The sequence below is a fragment of the Hydrogenophaga sp. genome (assembly GCF_041913525.1).
In the GTDB taxonomy this organism is placed as follows: Bacteria; Pseudomonadota; Gammaproteobacteria; order Burkholderiales; family Burkholderiaceae_C; genus Hydrogenophaga.
In genome coordinates this window covers 73,645-91,576 of the sequence record NZ_JAYSFD010000015.1, presented here as the reverse complement: position 1 = coordinate 91,576, position 17,932 = coordinate 73,645, and the positions used below count along the sequence as shown (strand labels likewise).

18 protein-coding genes and 1 tRNA gene are annotated in these 17,932 nt (G+C 66.6%); 6 read left to right on the top strand and 13 right to left on the bottom strand.

Features of this window, described 5'->3' with window-relative positions; translation table 11 throughout:
* Window positions 1-105 precede the first annotated feature (105 nt).
* Together murI and ACE3RQ_RS16265 are read left to right on the top strand one after the other, a co-directional pair.
* Window positions 106-897, top strand: coding sequence for a glutamate racemase (murI, locus tag ACE3RQ_RS16270; RefSeq protein WP_374523105.1), 792 nt, complete (start codon window positions 106-108; stop codon window positions 895-897).
* A gap of 89 nt (window positions 898-986) precedes the next feature.
* Entirely contained in the window at window positions 987-1,397 is a 411-nt protein-coding gene (locus ACE3RQ_RS16265; protein ID WP_374523104.1) for a DUF4332 domain-containing protein, read from the top strand.
* 1 nt (window position 1,398) lies between these two features.
* Here ACE3RQ_RS16265 and ACE3RQ_RS16260 read toward each other — a convergent pair whose 3' ends face one another.
* From ACE3RQ_RS16260 to ACE3RQ_RS16245, 4 genes are all read right to left on the bottom strand, one after another.
* Entirely contained in the window at window positions 1,399-2,700 is a 1,302-nt protein-coding gene (locus ACE3RQ_RS16260) for an MFS transporter (protein WP_374523103.1), read from the bottom strand.
* Window positions 2,701-2,798: 98 nt separating this feature from the next.
* Window positions 2,799-3,422: a DUF6806 family protein gene (locus ACE3RQ_RS16255; RefSeq protein ID WP_374523102.1), complete on the bottom strand. Its 624-nt coding sequence runs from the start codon at window positions 3,420-3,422 to the stop codon at window positions 2,799-2,801.
* A gap of 40 nt (window positions 3,423-3,462) precedes the next feature.
* A tRNA-Leu gene (locus ACE3RQ_RS16250) sits at window positions 3,463-3,554 on the bottom strand.
* 170 nt (window positions 3,555-3,724) lie between these two features.
* A complete protein-coding gene (locus ACE3RQ_RS16245) occupies window positions 3,725-3,886 on the bottom strand; it encodes a hypothetical protein (RefSeq protein WP_374523101.1) in 162 nt (53 codons plus the stop codon).
* On the opposite strand from ACE3RQ_RS16245, the gene ACE3RQ_RS16240 reads away from it, so the two are divergent.
* A complete protein-coding gene (locus tag ACE3RQ_RS16240; protein ID WP_374523100.1) occupies window positions 3,885-4,880 on the top strand; it encodes a porin in 996 nt (331 codons plus the stop codon). The two genes, ACE3RQ_RS16245 and ACE3RQ_RS16240, sit on opposite strands and share 2 nt — an antisense overlap.
* Before the next feature lie 101 nt (window positions 4,881-4,981).
* Here the strand turns inward: ACE3RQ_RS16240 and ACE3RQ_RS16235 are convergent, their stop codons facing one another.
* The 9 genes from ACE3RQ_RS16235 to ACE3RQ_RS16195 all read right to left on the bottom strand — a co-directional run bounded on the left by ACE3RQ_RS16235 (window position 4,982) and on the right by ACE3RQ_RS16195 (window position 13,562).
* Window positions 4,982-5,683, bottom strand: a complete 702-nt coding sequence (locus tag ACE3RQ_RS16235; protein WP_374523109.1) for an ABC transporter ATP-binding protein — start codon at window positions 5,681-5,683, stop codon at window positions 4,982-4,984.
* A gap of 8 nt (window positions 5,684-5,691) precedes the next feature.
* Entirely contained in the window at window positions 5,692-6,501 is an 810-nt protein-coding gene (livG, locus tag ACE3RQ_RS16230) for a high-affinity branched-chain amino acid ABC transporter ATP-binding protein LivG (protein WP_374523099.1), read from the bottom strand.
* On the bottom strand, window positions 6,498-7,751 hold the full coding sequence (locus tag ACE3RQ_RS16225; RefSeq protein WP_374523098.1) for a high-affinity branched-chain amino acid ABC transporter permease LivM: 1,254 nt from the start codon (window positions 7,749-7,751) through the stop codon (window positions 6,498-6,500). Before ACE3RQ_RS16225 ends, livG begins: the two co-directional genes overlap by 4 nt.
* Window positions 7,751-8,677 carry a high-affinity branched-chain amino acid ABC transporter permease LivH gene (gene livH, locus ACE3RQ_RS16220; RefSeq protein ID WP_374523097.1) on the bottom strand — a complete coding sequence of 309 codons (927 nt, stop codon included), beginning with the start codon at window positions 8,675-8,677 and terminating at the stop codon, window positions 7,751-7,753. Before livH ends, ACE3RQ_RS16225 begins: the two co-directional genes overlap by 1 nt.
* Before the next feature lie 113 nt (window positions 8,678-8,790).
* Window positions 8,791-9,915, bottom strand: a complete 1,125-nt coding sequence (locus ACE3RQ_RS16215) for a high-affinity branched-chain amino acid ABC transporter substrate-binding protein (protein ID WP_374523096.1) — start codon at window positions 9,913-9,915, stop codon at window positions 8,791-8,793.
* Between the two features lie 146 nt (window positions 9,916-10,061).
* Window positions 10,062-10,856 (bottom strand): ABC transporter ATP-binding protein, encoded by a 795-nt coding sequence (locus ACE3RQ_RS16210; RefSeq protein WP_374523095.1) that lies wholly within the window; start codon window positions 10,854-10,856, stop codon window positions 10,062-10,064.
* Window positions 10,857-10,875: 19 nt separating this feature from the next.
* A complete protein-coding gene (locus ACE3RQ_RS16205; protein WP_374523094.1) occupies window positions 10,876-11,763 on the bottom strand; it encodes an ABC transporter permease in 888 nt (295 codons plus the stop codon).
* A 114-nt stretch (window positions 11,764-11,877) separates the two neighbouring features.
* Entirely contained in the window at window positions 11,878-12,840 is a 963-nt protein-coding gene (locus ACE3RQ_RS16200; RefSeq protein ID WP_374523093.1) for an ABC transporter substrate-binding protein, read from the bottom strand.
* 176 nt (window positions 12,841-13,016) lie between these two features.
* Complete coding sequence (locus ACE3RQ_RS16195; RefSeq protein ID WP_374523092.1) at window positions 13,017-13,562, bottom strand: hypothetical protein; 546 nt, start codon at window positions 13,560-13,562, stop codon at window positions 13,017-13,019.
* A gap of 154 nt (window positions 13,563-13,716) precedes the next feature.
* Here ACE3RQ_RS16195 and ACE3RQ_RS16190 point away from each other — a divergent pair, with 154 nt between their 5' ends.
* From ACE3RQ_RS16190 to ACE3RQ_RS16180, 3 genes are all read left to right on the top strand, one after another.
* On the top strand, window positions 13,717-14,475 hold the full coding sequence (locus ACE3RQ_RS16190) for a tyrosine-protein phosphatase (protein WP_374523091.1): 759 nt from the start codon (window positions 13,717-13,719) through the stop codon (window positions 14,473-14,475).
* Window positions 14,476-14,635: 160 nt separating this feature from the next.
* Entirely contained in the window at window positions 14,636-15,070 is a 435-nt protein-coding gene (locus tag ACE3RQ_RS16185; RefSeq protein WP_374523090.1) for a hypothetical protein, read from the top strand.
* Window positions 15,071-15,085: 15 nt separating this feature from the next.
* On the top strand, window positions 15,086-17,824 hold the full coding sequence (locus tag ACE3RQ_RS16180) for a hypothetical protein (protein ID WP_374523089.1): 2,739 nt from the start codon (window positions 15,086-15,088) through the stop codon (window positions 17,822-17,824).
* Window positions 17,825-17,932 lie beyond the last annotated feature (108 nt).

Genomic DNA, 17,932 nt, shown 5'->3' with positions numbered 1-17,932 from the left:
CGTGGCGGTGGACGCCGGCGGCACCAGCGCCCACATCACCGGCCCGGCCGAGTGGCAGAAGCGCATCGCCAGCGGCGAGTTCAAGGGCATCACCGTCGCCAGCGCTTGACCACGGTTGGCGTCTTCGACAGCGGGGTGGGCGGCCTGAGCGTGCTGCGCGCCCTGCGCGAGGCGCTGCCGCAGGTGGATTTCGTCTACTTCGCCGACAACGCCTTCGCGCCCTATGGCGAGCGCCCCGCCGAGTGGGTGACCGAACGCTCGGCGGCCATCACCCGCTGGCTGCTGGAGCGGCACCACATCGACGCCCTGGTGGTGGCCTGCAACACGGCCACCGCTGCGGGCATTGACTCGCTTCGGCAGGCCCACCCCGCCCTGCCCATCGTGGGCGTGGAACCTGCGCTCAAGCCCGCTGCGGCCCTCACCCAGACCCGCCAAGTGGGCGTGCTCGCCACGCGGGGCACCTTGGCCAGCGAGCGCTACGCGCGCCTGCGCGAACGCCTGCGACAGTCGCATCCGGCGGTTCAATGGCACGAACGTGCCGCCGTGGGGCTGGCCGCCGCCATTGAGACCGGCGACACCGCCGCCACCCAGCGGCTCACACAAGAACACGTCAGCGCCCTGCTCGCCCAGGCCCCAGCGCTGGACACCCTGGTGCTCGGCTGCACCCACTACCCCTTCGCCGCGGCCGCCATCGCTCAGGCGGCGGGCACGGGCGTGCGCCTCATCGACACGGCCGACGCCGTGGCCCGCCGCACGCGGGACGTGCTGGACGCCACCCCCACCGGCCAGGGCAAGGTGACGCTGCTGGCGAGTGGCGACGCGCAGGCGCTGGCCACGGCCGCCCAACGCTGGCTGGGCTGGACCGAAGGTGCCGAACAGGTAGGCAATCTGCGGTAGCGCCTGCGCGGGTGTTTGGGTAGAGTGGCCCGGGTACCTCGGGGAGGATCCGGGGTGCCATCGTCAACCCTCACCCAGAAGGACACCCCATGGCAAACGCGAAGATTCAAGACGTGGAAGGCATCGGCCCGGCCATTGCCGCCAAGTTGCAGGCCGCCGGCATCGCCGACACCGATGGCCTGCTGGCCCAGGCCAAAACCGCCGCGCAACGCAAGGCATTGGCCGAGAAAACCGGGCTCACCGACAAGCAGGTGCTGCGCTTTGCCAACATGGTCGATCTGTACCGCGTGAAGGGCATTGGCTCGGAATACGCCGAGTTGCTGGAAGCCGCCGGGGTGGACACGGTGCCCGAGCTGGCGCAGCGCCGCGCCGACAACCTGAGCAAGGCCATGGCCGAGGTCAACGCCAGCAAACACCTGGTGCGGCGCCTGCCGGCCGAGTCCGAGGTGTCGGCCTGGATCGAGCAAGCCAAGGGCCTGCCCCGACAGATCGAGTACTGAGTCAGCCCGCCGGGGCCGCCAAGGCGGCCCGGCGTCCCCGCTCCATGTTCACCGGCGCCAGCAGCGCCAGGCCGGCCACGAACATCAGCGCGGTGAAGCCGATGGCCAGGCGCTGGTTGCCGCCGGTGGCCCAGGTGATGGCGCCGTAGCTCAGGGGGCCCACGATGCTGGCCACGCGGGTGGCGAAAGTCCACAGGCCAAAGAACTCGGCCAGTTGCGCGGGTGGCGCCAACATGCCCGCCATGGCCCGCCCGGCCGACTGGCTGGAGCCCATGCACACGCCGGCAATGGCCGCCGCGTACCAGAAGCCGCCCTTGGTGGTGGTGAGCGCGGCGATCACGCAGGTGGCCACCCAGCCCAGCAAGGTAACGGCCAGGGCGCGCTTGTGGCCCAGCCGGTCTTGCCAGTAGCCAAAGGCCAGCGCGCCCAGCATGGCGGCGATGTTGAGCACGAAGATCAGCACCATGGTTTCCTGCTGCACAAAGCCGATCACCTGCTCGGCGTAGATGGCCGCCAGGGCGATGGCCACGGCCACGCCCCCCTGGTAGGCCGCCGCACAGGCCAGCAGCCACATGAAATCGCGGTAGTGGCTGGCCTGGCGGGCCGTGGCGCGCAGGCGGCGCAGCGATTCGCGCCAGCCGCCGTGGGCCTGGGCATTGGGCTGGGCGCGCTCGCGCAGCAGTGAGAAGGTGGCCAGCGAGGCCAGCGCAAACACCACGGCCGTGATCAGCATGGTGACGGGCACGAACTGCGCCGCCGTCTGCCCTTGTGCCTGTGCCCACAGCACGTAGGCCAGGCTCAGACCCAGCGCCAGCATGCCGCCCACATAGCCCAGGCTCCAGCCCCAGCCGCTCACGCGGCCCATGGTCTCGGGCCGGGCCAGTTCGGGCAGAAACGCCGCCGAGAGCGATTCGCCCCAGGCGAAGAACACGTTGGACACCACGATGAGCAACACCCCCAGCGCCACCGCGCCCGGCCCCACCAGCGCCAGGGCGGCAGTGGCCAGCACGCAGCCCACGGTGGTGAAGGCCAGCAGGCGCTTCTTGGCGGCGTGGCGGTCGGCCCAGGCGCCCATGGCCGGGATGGTGAACATCACGATGGCGTGCGAGGCGCTGAGGGCTGCCGTCCAGGCAAAGGTGGCCCAGTCGGCCCCGCCGGCCACGGCCCCGACGAAATAGGCCGCGAACACCGCCGTGAGCACGACGGTGGTGTAGCCGGAGTTGGCAAAGTCGTACATCGCCCAGCCCAATACCTCGCGGCGGCGCACGCCGGGGTTCAGGGCTTGGGTGGAAAACAGGGCCATGGGCGCTCCAGGTGGGGGCCTCGCGGGCCGCGAGGCATGGCCCGAAGTCTAGGCGAGCGCCAGGAAGCGCCAGGGCGCGGGCGCCCCGGGTGGCTGGGTCAGTGCAGGTGGCGCGGCTTGCGCGGGCCGCCGTGGCCCGACGAACCACCGTGGCCGCGCGGCGGGCGGCCCAGTTGCATAGAGTTGACCAGGGCGTTGAAACGCTCGTTGAAGAGCTTGTCGATGGCGCCCACCACCTCGCCCAGCTCGGCCGCTTCGAAGTGGCGCTCCATGAGATGCACCACGTCTTGCACCAGCAGGTCGCGCTGCACCTGCATGATGGCCGCGGGCGTCGGGCCCACGAAGGCCATGATGAAGTCGTCACGCGCTTCGGCCTCGGGGTTGGGGTCTTCTTCGTCGAACTCGGTGTCGTAGAAGGAGACCTCCAACGGCGCCCCGGCCGAGGCGATCTCGTTCAGGCCCATGCAGGCCTCTTCGATGGCCTGGCGGAAATCGTCGTCACCGGCCACCGTCCAGCACATCTGCAGCACGTGGTTTTCGGCGTCAAAGCGAATGCCGGGCTCGTCTTCGTAATGGCTTTCGGCCGCCGCCGCCAGCGAGCGTGCGCCGGCGTACTGCCACAGGGGCTTGAGCGCTTCCTGGATCTGGTCGTAGGCCACGTCTTCGCGCAGCGGCACGTCGCCGTGCACATGGATTTCGAAGGGCGTGTTGTAGCGGCTCATGGAAACTCTCACTTGGCCGGCAGAACCGGCAAAAACTGGCTGGTGCCTCGAGCCGGGGTCGAACCGGCACGCCCCCTTTCGGGTAGCGGCGGAGTTTAAGTCCGCTGTGTCTACCGATTTCACCATCGAGGCCAGCGGGCGATTGTCGCAGGTTGGGCCAGCGCCTGGCGGGCTGCGCAGCGTCATCGGTTGCGCAGCCGATCACCCGGCCTGGGCGCATGACTGCTTCGCCAACCGGCATCTGCACGGTCGACCGATTGTTTCGCTTTTGGCAACGTCACATCAACATAACTGCGCTTAATTCAGGTCGATTCTGTTGCGTATTGGTAATAACCCTTTGTTAGCCTGGGTTCTTTCGCCCGAATCGACCACCCCTTGCGCGACAGTCTTGGCTCGCCGGTCTCCATGCCGGCGGCGGCGCCCTCTGGGCGCTGTGTGTTTTTTATTCGGAGCAAATCAAACATGAAAAAGAGCCTGATCGCTCTGGCCGTGATCGCCGCCTCTGGCGCCGCCCTGGCCCAATCGAACGTCACCCTGTACGGCCGTCTGGACGCCTCCCTGGCCAACACCAAGGACAAGATCGCCAACACCAGCAACACCACGATGGAAAGCGGCCTGCTGACCACCAGCCGCTGGGGCATCCGTGGTTCGGAAGACCTGGGTGCTGGCCTGAAGGCCAACTTCAACCTGGAAACCGGCATCAAGAACGACACCGGCGCTCAGGGCACCGAAGGCAGCGCCTTCGACCGCCAGTCGTGGGTGGGCCTGAGCGGCGCCTTCGGTGCCGTGAAGCTGGGCCGCAGCGACACCGCGTTTGATGACATCCGCGACCTGGCCGTGGGCAGCAACCTGTGGGATTCCGAGTTCACCCCGAACAAGATCGCCTACACCGCCGGTGTGAAGGACTACAGCAGCCGCGCCAGCAACCAGATCCGCTACGAGTCGCCCAGCTTCGCTGGCTTCACCGCTGGCGTGAGCTACGGCCTGGACGAAGTGGCCAGCCCCGTGAAGAAGGACGTGCAAGCCTTCAACCTGCGCTACCGCGCGGGCGCTCTGGACGCCGGCATCGGCTACCAAGAGCAGAAGGACAACACCGCCCCTGCCAGCAACCTGGAATACACCGCGATCTCCGCGTCGTATGACTTCGGTTCGTTCCGCGTCTCCGGCGGCTACAACCTGGCCGAAAACGGCCTGAACCAGGAAGACGACGAGTTCTCCGTCGGCGTGGCCGTGCCTTACGGCAGCTTCGAGTTCTCCGCCGGCTACGCCTACAGCAAGTCCAAGACCGCTGGCGTGACCCAAGCCAAGGGCAGCGCCTACGCCCTGGGCGCTACCTACGCGCTGTCCAAGCGCACCAAGGTGTACGCCGCCTACCTCGACGGCGACGTCGAGAACGGCGCTGGCACCAAGACCGCCGACAAGCGCGTCTACGCCGCTGGCATCCGCCACGACTTCTGATCGCCCGCCCCTGGCCTTCGGGCCAGGTGAAGGCTAGTCAGACACAAAAGCCCGCCGCTCTTTCGAGCCGGCGGGCTTTTCTTTTTGGCCTGGCCGAGGCTTCAGCCGCCCAAGTAAGCACGGCGCACCGCGTCGTTGGCCAGCAGGTTGGCGCCGGTGTCTTCCAGCACGCAGCGGCCGTTTTCCAGCACGTAGCCTCGGTCGGCGATCTGCAGGGCGCGGTTGGCGTTCTGTTCGACCAGGAACACGGTCACGCCCTCGGCGCGGATGGCCTGGATGATCTCGAAGATCTGCGCAATGATCAGCGGCGCCAGGCCCAGCGTGGGCTCGTCCAGCAGCAGCAGGCGCGGGCGCGACATGAGGGCGCGGCCGATGGCCAGCATCTGCTGTTCACCGCCCGACATGGTGCCGGCGCGCTGGTTCGCGCGCTCGCGCAGGCGCGGGAACAGGCCGAAGACGCGCTCGATGCCGGATTCAATATCGGCGTCGCTGGCGAAGAAGCCGCCCATCTTCAGGTTCTCGACCACCGTCATGTCGGCGAACACGCGCCGCCCTTCGGGCGAGATGGCAATGCCCTTGCGCATGATCAGGTGCGAGGGCGACTGCGTGATGTCCTGCCCCTCGAACAGAATGCGCCCGGCGCTGGCGCGCGGGTTGCCGCACACCGTCATGAGCAGGGTGGTCTTGCCCGCGCCGTTGGAGCCGATGAGCGTGACGATCTCGCCCGGGTTAACCCGCAAGCTCACGTCGTTCACCGCCTGAATGGCGCCATAGTGGGTGTGCACACCCTGCAGTTCCAGCATCGGCTGCATCACTCTTCTCCCAGGTAAGCCTTGATCACGCGCTCGTCGCTGCGGATCGCCTCGGGCGTGCCGGTGGCAATGGGTTTGCCGTGCTCCATCACTAGGATGCGCTCGGACACGCCCATCACCAGGCTCATGTCGTGCTCAATCAGCAGCACCGACACGCCTTGTTCGGTGCGCAGGCGCTCGATGAGGCCTTGCAGTTCCACCTTCTCTTGCGGGTTCAGGCCAGCGGCGGGTTCGTCGAGCATGAGCACGCGCGGGCGGGTGATCATGCAGCGCGCAATCTCCAGCAGGCGTTGATAACCGTAGGGCAGCTTGCCCGCCTCACGGTTGGCCATGCCACGCAAGCCCATGTAGTCCAGCCAGAACAGGGCGCGCTCAATGCCCTGCTCTTCCGCGCGGCGGTAGGCCGGGGTCTTGAACAGCCCGGCCAGCCAAGAGCGGTTGATCTGGCGGTGCTGGGCCACCAGCAGGTTTTCCAGCGCGGTCATGCCCTTGAACAGGCGCACGTTCTGGAAGGTGCGCACCACGCCATGGCCGGCCACGGCGTGGCTGCTCAGGCCGGTGATGTTCTCGCCCTGCAGTTCGATGCGCCCGCTGCTGGGCTTGTAGAAGCCGCTGACGCAGTTGAACACCGTGGTCTTGCCGGCGCCGTTGGGGCCGATGATGGCGAAGATCTCGCCCGCGCGCAGCGCCAGGCTCACGCCGTCAACGGCCAGCAGGCCGCCAAAGCGCATGGTGAGGTCTTGCACTTCGAGCATGGTGCCGTGGGCAATGGAAGGGGACGTCGGTGGGGTGTTGGGGGTCGTGCTCATGCCGGCACCTCCACGTGGTGGCGCTTCATGGGCAACAAGCCCTGCGGGCGCCAGACCATCATCAGGATCATCACCAGGCCGAACATCAGCATGCGGTACTCGGCGAACTCGCGCGCCAGCTCGGGCAGCACGGTGATGAGCACGGCCGCGATGATCACGCCCAGTTGCGAGCCCATGCCGCCCAGCACCACGATGGCCAGGATCAGCGCCGACTCGATGAAGGTGAACGACTCGGGGCTCACGATGCCCTGGCGCGCCGCGAAGAAGGCGCCACCAAAGCCCGCGAACATGGCGCCCAGCGTGAAGGCCGAGAGCTTTATGCGCATGGGGTTCAGGCCCAGCGAGCGGCAGGCGATCTCGTCCTCGCGCAGCGCCTCCCAGGCGCGGCCGATGGGCATGCGAATCAGGCGGTTGGAGATCCACAGCGTGATGAGCGCCAGCGACAGCGCCATCAGGTAGAGAAAGATCACCATGTGCACGGTCTCGAACTCAAGGCCCAGCCACTGGTGGAAGGTGGTGGCGCCTTCCACGCTGGCGTCGCGCGCCATTTCCAGGCCGAACACGGTGGGCTTGGGAATGCTGGAAATGCCATCGGGCCCGCCCGTCCAGTCGGTGAGGTTGATGAGCAGCAGGCGAATGATTTCGCCAAAGCCCAGCGTCACGATGGCCAGGTAGTCGCCGCGCAGGCGCAGCACCGGAAAGCCCAGCACGAAGCCGAACAGCGCCGCCGCCGCGCCGGCCACGGGCAGCGCCTGCCAGAAGCCCCAGCCCGCCCAGTGAAAGAGCATGGCGTAGGTGTAGGCGCCCACGGCATAAAAGCCCACGAAGCCCAGGTCCAGCAGGCCGGCGAAGCCCACCACGATGTTCAGGCCCAGGCCCAGCATGATGTAGATGGCCGCCAGGGTGGCGATGTCCACCGCGTTGCGCCCGGCCATGAAGGGCCACACCATCGCCAGGGCGATGAGCAGCACGATCAGGCCCTGGCGCTGCACCGGGCTGAGCTCGGGCAGGCGCCAGCCGGAGGCCTGGCGTTCACGGCCAGAGCCGCCCGAACGGCCGAACAGGCGCGCGATCCAGGGGCGCAGCAGTTGCACCGCGAACACCAGGGCGCAGGCCCACAGCACGCGGCTCCAGTGCGGCTCCAGCACGGTCTCGATGCCCGCGCGCTCCAGGCGCAGGCCGAAGATGGGGGTGACCACCACCGCCGTCATCACGGCGGCGAGCATGGCGTTTCGGAGGGTGTCGCGCATCACACTTTCTCCACTTCGGGCTTGCCCAGCAGGCCGGTGGGGCGCACCAGCAAGATGAGCACCAGCAGGCCAAAGGCCACGATGTCTTTGTACTCAGACGAGATGTAGGCCGCGGCAAAGGTCTCCACCACGCCCAGCAGCACGCCGCCCAGCATGGCGCCCGGAATGCTGCCAATGCCGCCCAGCACCGCCGCCGTGAAGGCCTTGATGCCGGCCAGGAAGCCGATGTAGGGGTTGAGCTTGCCCACGGTCAGCGCAATCAGCACCCCGCCCACGGCGGCCAGCACCGCGCCCAGGATGAAGGTGAAAGAGATCACGCGGTTGGTGTCGATGCCCAGCAGGCTGGCCATGTGCATGTCTTGCGCGCAAGCGCGTTGTGCACGGCCCATGCGCGAGTGCCGGATGTAGAGCGTGAGCGCCACCATCAGCACCACCGTCACCACGATGATGAGCAGGCGCGTGTAGGGCACGAAGATCTCGAAGGCGCCCTCTTCCCCAAAGCGCAGCGCGCCCGGCAGCAGCGAAGGCACGGCCATGTCGCGCGCGCCCTGGCCCAGGGCCACCCAGTTCTGCAGAAAGATGGACATGCCGATGGCCGAGATCAGGGCCACCAGGCGCGGGCTCTGGCGCACCGGCTTGTAGGCCACCTGTTCCACCACGTAGCCGTACACGGCGGTGACCAGCACGGCTGAGAGCAACATCAGGCCCATCACGGCCGCCACGGGCAGGCCGGTCTGCGTGCCGATGGCCGCCAGCGTGACCAGGCCCACGTAGGCGCCGATCATGTAGATCTCGCCGTGGGCAAAGTTGATCATGCCGATGATGCCGTACACCATCGTGTAGCCGATGGCGATGAGCGCGTAAATCGCCCCCAGCGACAACCCGTTGAAGAGCTGCTGGATGAGTTGGGGCAGGAGTTCGTTCATGCGATACCTCGCTGGACGGTTCGGGTGGCGGGGGCGCGGCGCCCCCGCCCTTTCAAACGAAAAGGCATGGCACCTGAAATGGCACCATGCCTTGCGGGCGGTTCAGACCGGGCTTACTTGGTGGCCAGGGTCTTGCTGCCGTCCTTGTGCCACTCGTACACCACGAAGTCGTACGACTTCAGGTCGCCCTTGGCGTCCCAGGCCAGGGTGCCGATGGGGGTGTCGAAGCTGGTCTTGCGCAGGTGGGCGGCCACCTTGGACGGGTCATCGCCCACGGCCTTGATCGACTCGATCAGGGCTTGCGTGGCGGCGTACGACTGGAGCTGGAAAGCACCCGAGGCATCGCGCTTCTTGTCCTTGAACACCTTCACGATGGCGGCGTTCTTGGGGTTGGTGGAGAAGTCGGCCGGCAGGGTCAGCAGCATGCCTTCCACGGCGGCACCAGCGATGGCGTTGATCTCGGGGTTGCCGGCGCCTTCGGGGCCCATCATGCGGGTCTTCAGGCCTTGCTCGGCGGCCTGGCGCAGCAGCAGGCCCAGCTCGGGGTGGTAGCCACCGTAGTAAACAAAGTCCACGCCAGCGCTCTTGAGCTTGGTGATGACGGCCGAGTAGTCGGTGTCACCGGCGTTGATGCCCTCGAAGAAGGCCACGTTCACGCCGGCCTTCTTCAGCTCGTCGCGCACGTTGGCGGCCACGCCCTGGCCATACGACTGCTTGTCGTGCAGCACGGCCACTTTCTTGGGCTTGACCTTCTCGGCGATGAAGCGGGCAGCGGCCGGGCCTTGCTGGTCGTCACGGCCGGTGGCGCGGAAGATGTACTTGTAGTTCTTGCCTTCGGTCAGCGCGGGGGCGGTGGCCGAGGGGCTGATCATCACCACGCCTTCGTTGTTGTAGATACCGGCGGCGGCGATGGTGGCGCCAGAGCACACCGGGCCCACCACGTAACGCACCTTGGCGTTGACGATGCGGTTGGCGGCCACCGGGCCTTGCTTGGGTTCGCAGGCGTCGTCCACCACCAGCAGCTCGATCTTCTTGCCCTTGATGCCACCGGCGGCGTTGGCCATCTCGACGGCCGTGTCCACGCCTTCTTGCACCATGTCACCGTACTGCTTCACGGCGCCGGTGGTGGGGCGCACCAGACCGATCTTGAGCGTGTCGGCCAGGGCGGCGTTGGCCAGCAGCGCGCCGGCCAGGCCCAGGGCGGTGGCGATGGTTTTCGTGCGGAACGGGATGTTCATGGAGAAGTCCTTTGTGAAAGCTTCAGGGATAACCCTAAATTTTATCGCGCACCATTGAAGTGAACGCGATGGGATCTCGCACCATTGAAGGAAATGGACCCATGTCCACCGCCCTGCGGTGGTGCGAGGGAACTCGAAATGGGGCGTCAGCCCAGCAGCAGGGCGTCGTCGGCCAGCTGTTCGCCGCGCACGCGCTCGAACATGGCCAGCAGGTCGCGCACGTCCATGCGGGCGCGTTCTTCGCCCGAGACATCCAGCACCACCTGCCCCTGGTGGAGCATCACGGTGCGGTCGCCCACGTCCAGCGCCTGGCGCATGCTGTGCGTGACCATGAGCGTGGTCAGGCCCGATTCGCGCACGATGCGGTTGGTGAGCTGCAGCACGAAATCGGCGGTGCGCGGGTCGAGCGCGGCGGTGTGCTCGTCCAGCAGCAGCAGGCGCGAGGGCTGCAGCGCGGCCATGAGCAGGCTCACCGCCTGGCGCTGCCCACCCGAGAGCAAGCCGATGCGGTCGGCCAGGCGCGTCTCCAGGCCCAGGCCCAGGGTGGCCAAGCGCTCGCGGAACACCTCGCGCATGGGCGCGGTGACGGCGCGCGAGAGGCCGCGCCCGGCGCCACGGCGCTGGGCCAGGGCCATGTTTTCTTCGATGGTGAGGTCTTCGCAGGTGCCGGCCATCGGGTCTTGGAACACGCGCGCCACGTGCTGCGCGCGCTGCCACACGGGCCAGCGGGTCACGTCGGTGTTGTCGATGGTGAGGCGGCCGCTGTCCACCGAGATGTCGCCCGAAATGGCGTTGAGGAAGGTGGACTTGCCCGCGCCGTTGGAGCCGATGACGGTGACGAACTGCCCGGTGGGAATGTCCAGCGAGAGGCCGCGCAGGGCGCGGTTTTCGATGGGCGTGCCGGGGTTGAAGGTGATGGCGAGTTGTTGTGCGCTCAGCATGGGGTTCTCCTCGTCGGGCTCAGGCGCGCTTCTTGGCCAGGCGGCCCTTCAGGCGCGGCAGCACCAGGGCCACGCCCACCAGCACGGCTGTGATGAGGTTGAGGTCTTGCGCCTTGAGGCCAATGAAGTCGCTGTTGAGCGCCAGGGCAATGAAGAAGCGGTAGACGATGGCGCCCACCACCACGGCCAGCGTGGCCCACATGAGGCGGCGCGCCGGCAGGATGCTCTCACCCACGATCACCGCGGCCAGGCCGATCACGATGGTGCCGATGCCCATGGAAATGTCGGCCCCGCCCTGCGTCTGCGCGAACAGCGCGCCGGCCAGGCCCACCAGGGCGTTGGAGATGGCCATGCCCAGCAGCAGCATGGCGCCGGTGTTGATGCCCTGTGCGCGCGCCATGCGCGGGTTGGAGCCGGTGGCGCGAATGGCCAGGCCACGCTCGGTGGCGAAGAAAGCGTCCAGCGCGAACTTGATGAGCAGCACGATCACCAGCAGCACCAGCGGGCGCACCACGTAATCAGCCAGGCCCTCGGGCTGCAGCAGCACGAACAGCGTGGGCTCGGTGATGAGGGGCACGTTGGGGCCGTCCATCACGCGCAGGTTGATGGAGTACAGGGCCGTCATCACCAGGATGCTGGCCAGCAGGTCCATGATCTTCAGCCGCACATTGAGCCAGCCGGTGAGCAGGCCCGCCAGCGCGCCCGCGCCCGCCGCGGCGGCGGTGGCCGTCCAGGCGTCCACGCCGCGCGAGAGCAGCACCGCGCACACCGCCCCGCCCAGGGGAAAGCTGCCGTCCACCGTGAGGTCAGGGAAACGCAGCAGCCTGAATGAAATGAACACGCCCAGCGCCACCAGGCTGAAGACGAGACCGATCTCAAATGCACCGAGGACGGAAAAGAGCGACATACCGATAAGGGAGCCGCGCGAGGCGGCCCGCGATAGGCTGGCCCGGCCGAGCCGGGCGGCAAGAACCTGTCAGAGACAGTGGGCAAGGCCCGGGGGCATGCCCCGGACGGTGGATCAGCGAACGACTTGCGCGGCCGACTTCACCAGGGCGTCGGACAGCTTGATGCCCTGCTTCTCGGCGGCACCCGGGTTCACGAACAGCTCCATCTTGGTGGACAGCTCGGGCTTGATGTCGCCGGCCTTCTCACCCTTTAGGATGCGCACCACGATGCGGCCAGTCTGCTCGCCCAGGTCGCGGTAGTTGATGCCATAGGCGGCCACGGCGCCACGCTTGACGCTGTCGGTGTCAGAAGCCACCAGCGGAATCTTGGCTTCCTGGCCCACCTTCACCAGCGCCTCGTAGGCCGAGACCACGTTGTTGTCGGTGCTGGTGTAGATCACATCGACCTTGCCCACCAGGCTGCGCGCGGCGCTGCCCACGTCCACCGAGCGGGGCGCGGCGGCTTCCACCACGGTCATGCCCATCTTCGGCAGCAGTTCCTTGAGCTGCTTGAGCACCACCACCGAGTTGGCCTCACCGGGGTTGTAGACCATGCCCACGCGCTTGGCGTTGGGCACCACCTGGCGCACCAGGTCCATCTGCTTGTCCAGCGCCAGCATGTCGGACACGCCGGTCACGTTGGTCTTGGAGGGTTCCCAGTTCTTCACCAGCTTGGCGGCCACCGGGTCGGTGATGGCCGAGAACACCACGGGCACGCTCTTGGTGGCGGCCACCACGGCCTGGGCCGAGGGGGTGGCGATGGCCACGATGGCGTCGGGTTGGTCGCCCACGAACTTGCGGGCAATCTGCGCGGCCGTGCCGGTGTTGCCTTGCGCGCTCTGGTACTGCCACTTCAGGTTCTGGCCAGCCACGTAGCCGGCGTCTTTCAGCGCGGCCTGCACGCCGTCGCGCACGGCGTCCAGCGCAGGGTGCTCAACGATGGCGGTGACGGCAACCGACTTGGTGTCGGCCCAAACAGAAGAAGCGGCCAGGCCCATGGCCAGGGCAACAGCAGACAGACGGGGAAGCAGCGACATGAGTACCTCTTAAGAACGGCTCAAAAGACAAAGCACTCGCAGTCCAGCCAGGGATGGGGTGGTGCGAGTGCTCGTGCGCCATTCTATCGAGTGCAATTAATCGACCACAGGCAGCGCCGTTGATCCCCAGTCGGCCGCCCGGTGGCGAGGCGGCCAACGCCCACCCGCGCCGCTGCTCAAGACACCACGCAGCGGTCCGTGCCGCCAGTGCCACGCGCCTTGGGCAACAACGGGGTCTCTTCGCCCAGGGTGTGCTCGCCCGAGAAGGCGTTGGCGGACTGGGCCGGCTGATCTTGAGAAACCGCCAAGCCACCCCTGCCACGGCACATGGCGAGGCGGGTGGCCACCATGCCGGGCAGGGCCAGGCGGACGCCACCCAACCGGTCAAGCGTGTCCATCTCCTGCAGCCTTGCCAGGCTGGGCAGCAGATCGTCCGGGCAATCCTCCAAGTCTGGCACCCCCAGAAGCAGGATGGGCCGACCACCGCCCGGCAGCGGATCGCGCGCACCGGCCACCAGGGCCTTGCAAATGCGTTCCACCCACGCGTGGCAAGCGGGCAGCGGCGTCAGGTGGAGACCACCATTGCCTGCCAGGGCCAGACAGGCGGCTTGATGGGCCAAGGTGTCGTTTGCCCACAGCGCCAGCGCATCGGCCAGGGTCTGCGGGGTGTCTGGCGGCAGCCCCAGGAGGGGAAACGGCGGCCACGCGGGGTCTGGGTGCATCGGGTGAATCCTTTCAGCTTGAGATGAGACAGGGCCGTGCGCCCATCGCCCCGGCCAACCCAAGCCAGTGGGTGACCATGCCGGCACGTGCGCTGCCAGGGAACGGGTTGCCTTGGTGACCGTGCTGTCGCCAAGGCATGGCCACAATCGCGCCATGGCCGACCACACCCCCTCCCCCGACCTGCTGCGCACCATCACCGAAGGCGCGTCCAACTTTCGCGACCTGGGCGGCCTGAAGGCGCGCGACGGGCGCCGGGTGCGCGCTGGCGCGGTGTACCGCTCTGACCACCTGGCCCGCCTCACGGCCGAGGGCGCGCGCGCCCTGCCCGCCCTGCCCGTGCGCGTCAGCGCCGACTTTCGTGGCGTGCAGGAACGCGCGGCCACGCCCTACGCCATCGAAGGCGTGCGGGTGCTGCCCCTGAGCGTGGAGCCCTCGGTGTTCCGCCGGCTCAATGCCTTCATGCAAGACGGTGCGGTGCCCAGCACCGAACAGACGGTGGGCATGATGTGCGAGACCTACCGCGACTTCGTCACCGAACACGCCGCCACATTCGGGCGCCTGCTGCGCCACCTGGCCTCCCACGACGACCCGCTGGTCTTTCACTGCACCGCCGGCAAAGACCGCACGGGCTACGCCGCCGCCCTGCTGCTGAGCGTGCTGGGGGTGGAGCGCGACACCATCCTGGACGACTACCTGCTCACCAACCGCCTCTACCGTCGCGACCCCGGCGCCGAGGGCCATGGGCCGGCGCACGTGATGAACGTGCTCTGGCAGGTGCAGCCGGCCTTTCTGCACGCGGCCTTTGACGAAATCGACCAGCGCCACGGCGGCGTGCAGCGCTACCTGCAAGGGCCGGCCGGCCTGAGCGCCACCGAGTTGCAGGCACTGCGCGAACGCCTGCTGGCCGGCTGACGCTGGCCCGTGCCGCGCGGCCTGCATTGGCCGCGGGCGCTCCCCCTAAGGGCTGCGGCCCCATCAAACAAGACGCCTAGGGCGCTGCACAGGTGCGTCACCAAGAGCCTCTGGGCAACCAAGGGGGGCGAGGATTTTCTTGCGCCTATGCCAATGCAAAATGAGCTCTCACCAAGAACTGACGCAGTGCATCCACTGGATCGCTGAACTGCTGCGCCAGCACACCAACACCCCCGACGACTACCCCGCCGAACTCACCTCACCCGATGAGGCCTGGATTCGCGTGCCCTTTGCGCCTCACCGCATTGGCATGCGGCTCGCGCCTGAGGCGCAGTCGCTCACGGTCATGGCGTGCGGCCTGGCCCTGGCACCGCCCGAGCCCGGCAACGCCCACCTGGACGTGATGCCCGGTGGCCATCGTCACCAGCACCTGCTCGAACCTCTGTATTTCGATGGCCAGTTGTATGGCGCCTGGATGCCGATCAATGGCACCGCCTTGCTGGGCGTCCAACTCCGCGACGAAGACCTGAAGGCCAGCGAGTGCCCGACCGCACTTCGCGAATGGTTCGACGCCGCTGTGCGCCTGTTGAAGTAACCCCCAGGAGTCACCATGGAATACAACGATAAGGACGATCACCCCTTCTACCCCGGGGACCAGCAGTACGCCTTCTCCCCGTCGAACGACGATCTCGACCTCTACGACTTCGTCGGCGTTGAGTATGACGACTGCCCCTCCCCCAGTTGCGACGACTCCGAGGCCAACCCCGCAGACGAGCCCGGCGCCATGCGCAAGCGAAAGCGCGATGACGACGGCGACACCGAGGGCTTGCGCAGCGTGGAGCGCCGGCTGCTGAGCGCCACGGCGCAAACACTCGATCGCCAGTCCCCTGCCGCGGTCACCCCGCAAGAGCGATCGGATTGCCTGCAGGATTGGTTGCTGTCGCCCAAGGTGCAGGCGAGCCTTCTGGAGCAACCCGAGCTACAAGGGCCTCTGGATGCGGTGATCCAGGCGTCGCGCAGGCCGCAGAACAACAGCCAGCCAGACCAGCGCCTGCGCTACTCGCTCGACCTGCCGGCTTGCCTGGTCATTCCGCACCATCTGCTGGCGCTGGCCCAGGCCATTGGCGCCGTCGATCCGGCCCAGGCCATCGTTTTCCTGCTGCCCATGCTCAAAGGCGCTCTGAGCACCAAGAACCTCGACGTGGCTCTCCAGCTGCTGCGGCAAACCGAGACCACCGTTGGCGAGTGGCTCAATCGGAACGACTCCCGCCTGACGCTGACCGAGGCCAGCCTCCTGCGCAAACTCGCTGCCAAGGCGAATGAAAAACGGCAGCAGCTGGAAGCCCTCGACGCGGAAAACGCCACCCTCACCGCGTTTCTCGATTCACTGGAGAAGATCAACGACAAGATCCATGCGCCGCGCCAGAAGGCGGCACCGCCACCAGACCAGCCCGTTGAGTTGGAGGTGGCGGAGTTTCTGGGCCGGTATTTCACCGGCAAACCCCTGACCGCCTCTCAGGCCCCGAACCCGCAGGCCGACAAGGAGAGGAGCCGCGATGCCGCCGCCACCATGTGCCACGAGAACGATCGCGACACGGTCATGGAGTTCATCTGGCATTTCGAGAACTACGTCGCCAGACTGGCCTTTGCCCAAAGCCTTCCCGGCGATGTGATCAAACGCTATCTGGACTTTCGCCAGGCCGTGCTGGATGTCTGCAACCCAGGCAGCCCACAGAAGCTGTGGGACGAGGCACCCAGCATCCTGGTGCAGACCAGCATTACCCAGAACATCAACCTGCTGGGCGACCTGGTGGAGCAGTGGTGCCGACAGGTCGAAAGCGAGCCCAAAGAATTCGGAAAGATGCAGGAGCTGCCGCCTTCAGCGCAGACGATGGGGCAGATTCTGTTCGGCTTGAAGCACCTTGGCGACGAGCCCGCAGGAGAAGACGTGTGGCACACCGTGATTGCCCCCATCGATAAACAGGGCGGTATCGAATGCATGGGCAAGAGCCAATTGCTGTTCGATCTGCGACTGCAGTACCTGGCCCAGCGGGTTCGCTGGTCATCTCGTTTGCCTGGCCCTGTGGACACGCCCTCGGGGAAACTACCACCAGAAGAGATCACCTCGCAGACCACGAAAAAGGTCGCCCAGCTGCTGTCGGACGCCCCCATGCTCTACCGCGAAAGCGAAATGGCCACGCTGATCGACCTCTTGTCATACCTGATACGCGACCTGCACAACACCAAGAAAACCAAGGCCGACTTGAAGGCGTTGCACGTGGCGAAAGAGCAAGATATCCAGAAGGTACTCAACGATCTGGGCTACGGCGCCAAGCTGTTCGATCACGCCCCTGATGCCTCCAATAACAACGGGGAACCCTCGCCGCTGGCTGGTTTCGCCAGCGCCCTTGGCTCCTTCGCCGAACTGGTTCGATACCTACGATCGACGCCCAACGAAGACGATTACGACTTCCTGCAAAAGCTCAACAAGTCGGATGCCGAGCAATTCGAATCCATCATCGATGACTACCTCAAACGAGAAACAGATAATGGGCTGGACGAGCACACAGCGCCCATCATCTCGGCGCGGGGAACCATCTTCGAAGAGGTGTACCTGGCCGTGAAATACCACCTCGCGCCATTGGCGCTTGGCGCCATGCGGCAGCACCTGGCCCCGTTGCGCCCTCGAGAGCTGGCCCAGCTGTTGATCCATGACGTGCTGCTGCTCCCGATCGATGCGAGCGCAAGCCACAAGACACCCTACAAACTGACGTTGGTCGATGCCCAGCGACTGTGGCCCCAGCTCATCGAGTTCATCCCCAACCTGGACCACTTCTGCAAAGCGGTGGAGGCCATGTTGCAGGAGATGCTTGAAGTTGCCTGCCAGGCAAGTGCCCCGCCCGTGCCCCTGTCCAGCGATGCCGTGATCACGCCCAAGGATGTGAAGCTGCGCCCTCAGCAGACGCGCTTCATTTTGCTGGTGTTGATCATGAACCAACACCTGATAGCCACCAGACGACGGCCCATCGAACTGCCCAAGGGACTGTGGATTCACCGCAAGATCAACACCATCGTGGATCTGGTGTGCAAAGGCGAGCGCACCCCGCCCCGCGCTTTTCTCAATGCAACGGACTGCACGGAATCTGTGTATTCCGCCGACTGGAAAGATACCTGGACGACGATGAAAGCCTACTGGCGCGAGCATCAATGGGAGCCGGTCGCCGATGAGCTATTGCCTGTCCTCAAACGCATCGCTCATCGGCACTTGACCCAATGTCCGCGAGCTGTCCTGGATCAGATCCAGGTCAGCACACAAGAGCAGGAAGCCGAGGGCCTCTGGATTAGTTGAGCACGCGCGTGGCGGCGGATGACCCACACAGGCGGCCTACCGCGCCAGGCCCAGTCTGCCTGAGCGAAGCCGCTGATCAGACGTCGCCACCACAAGCCAATCGGCACT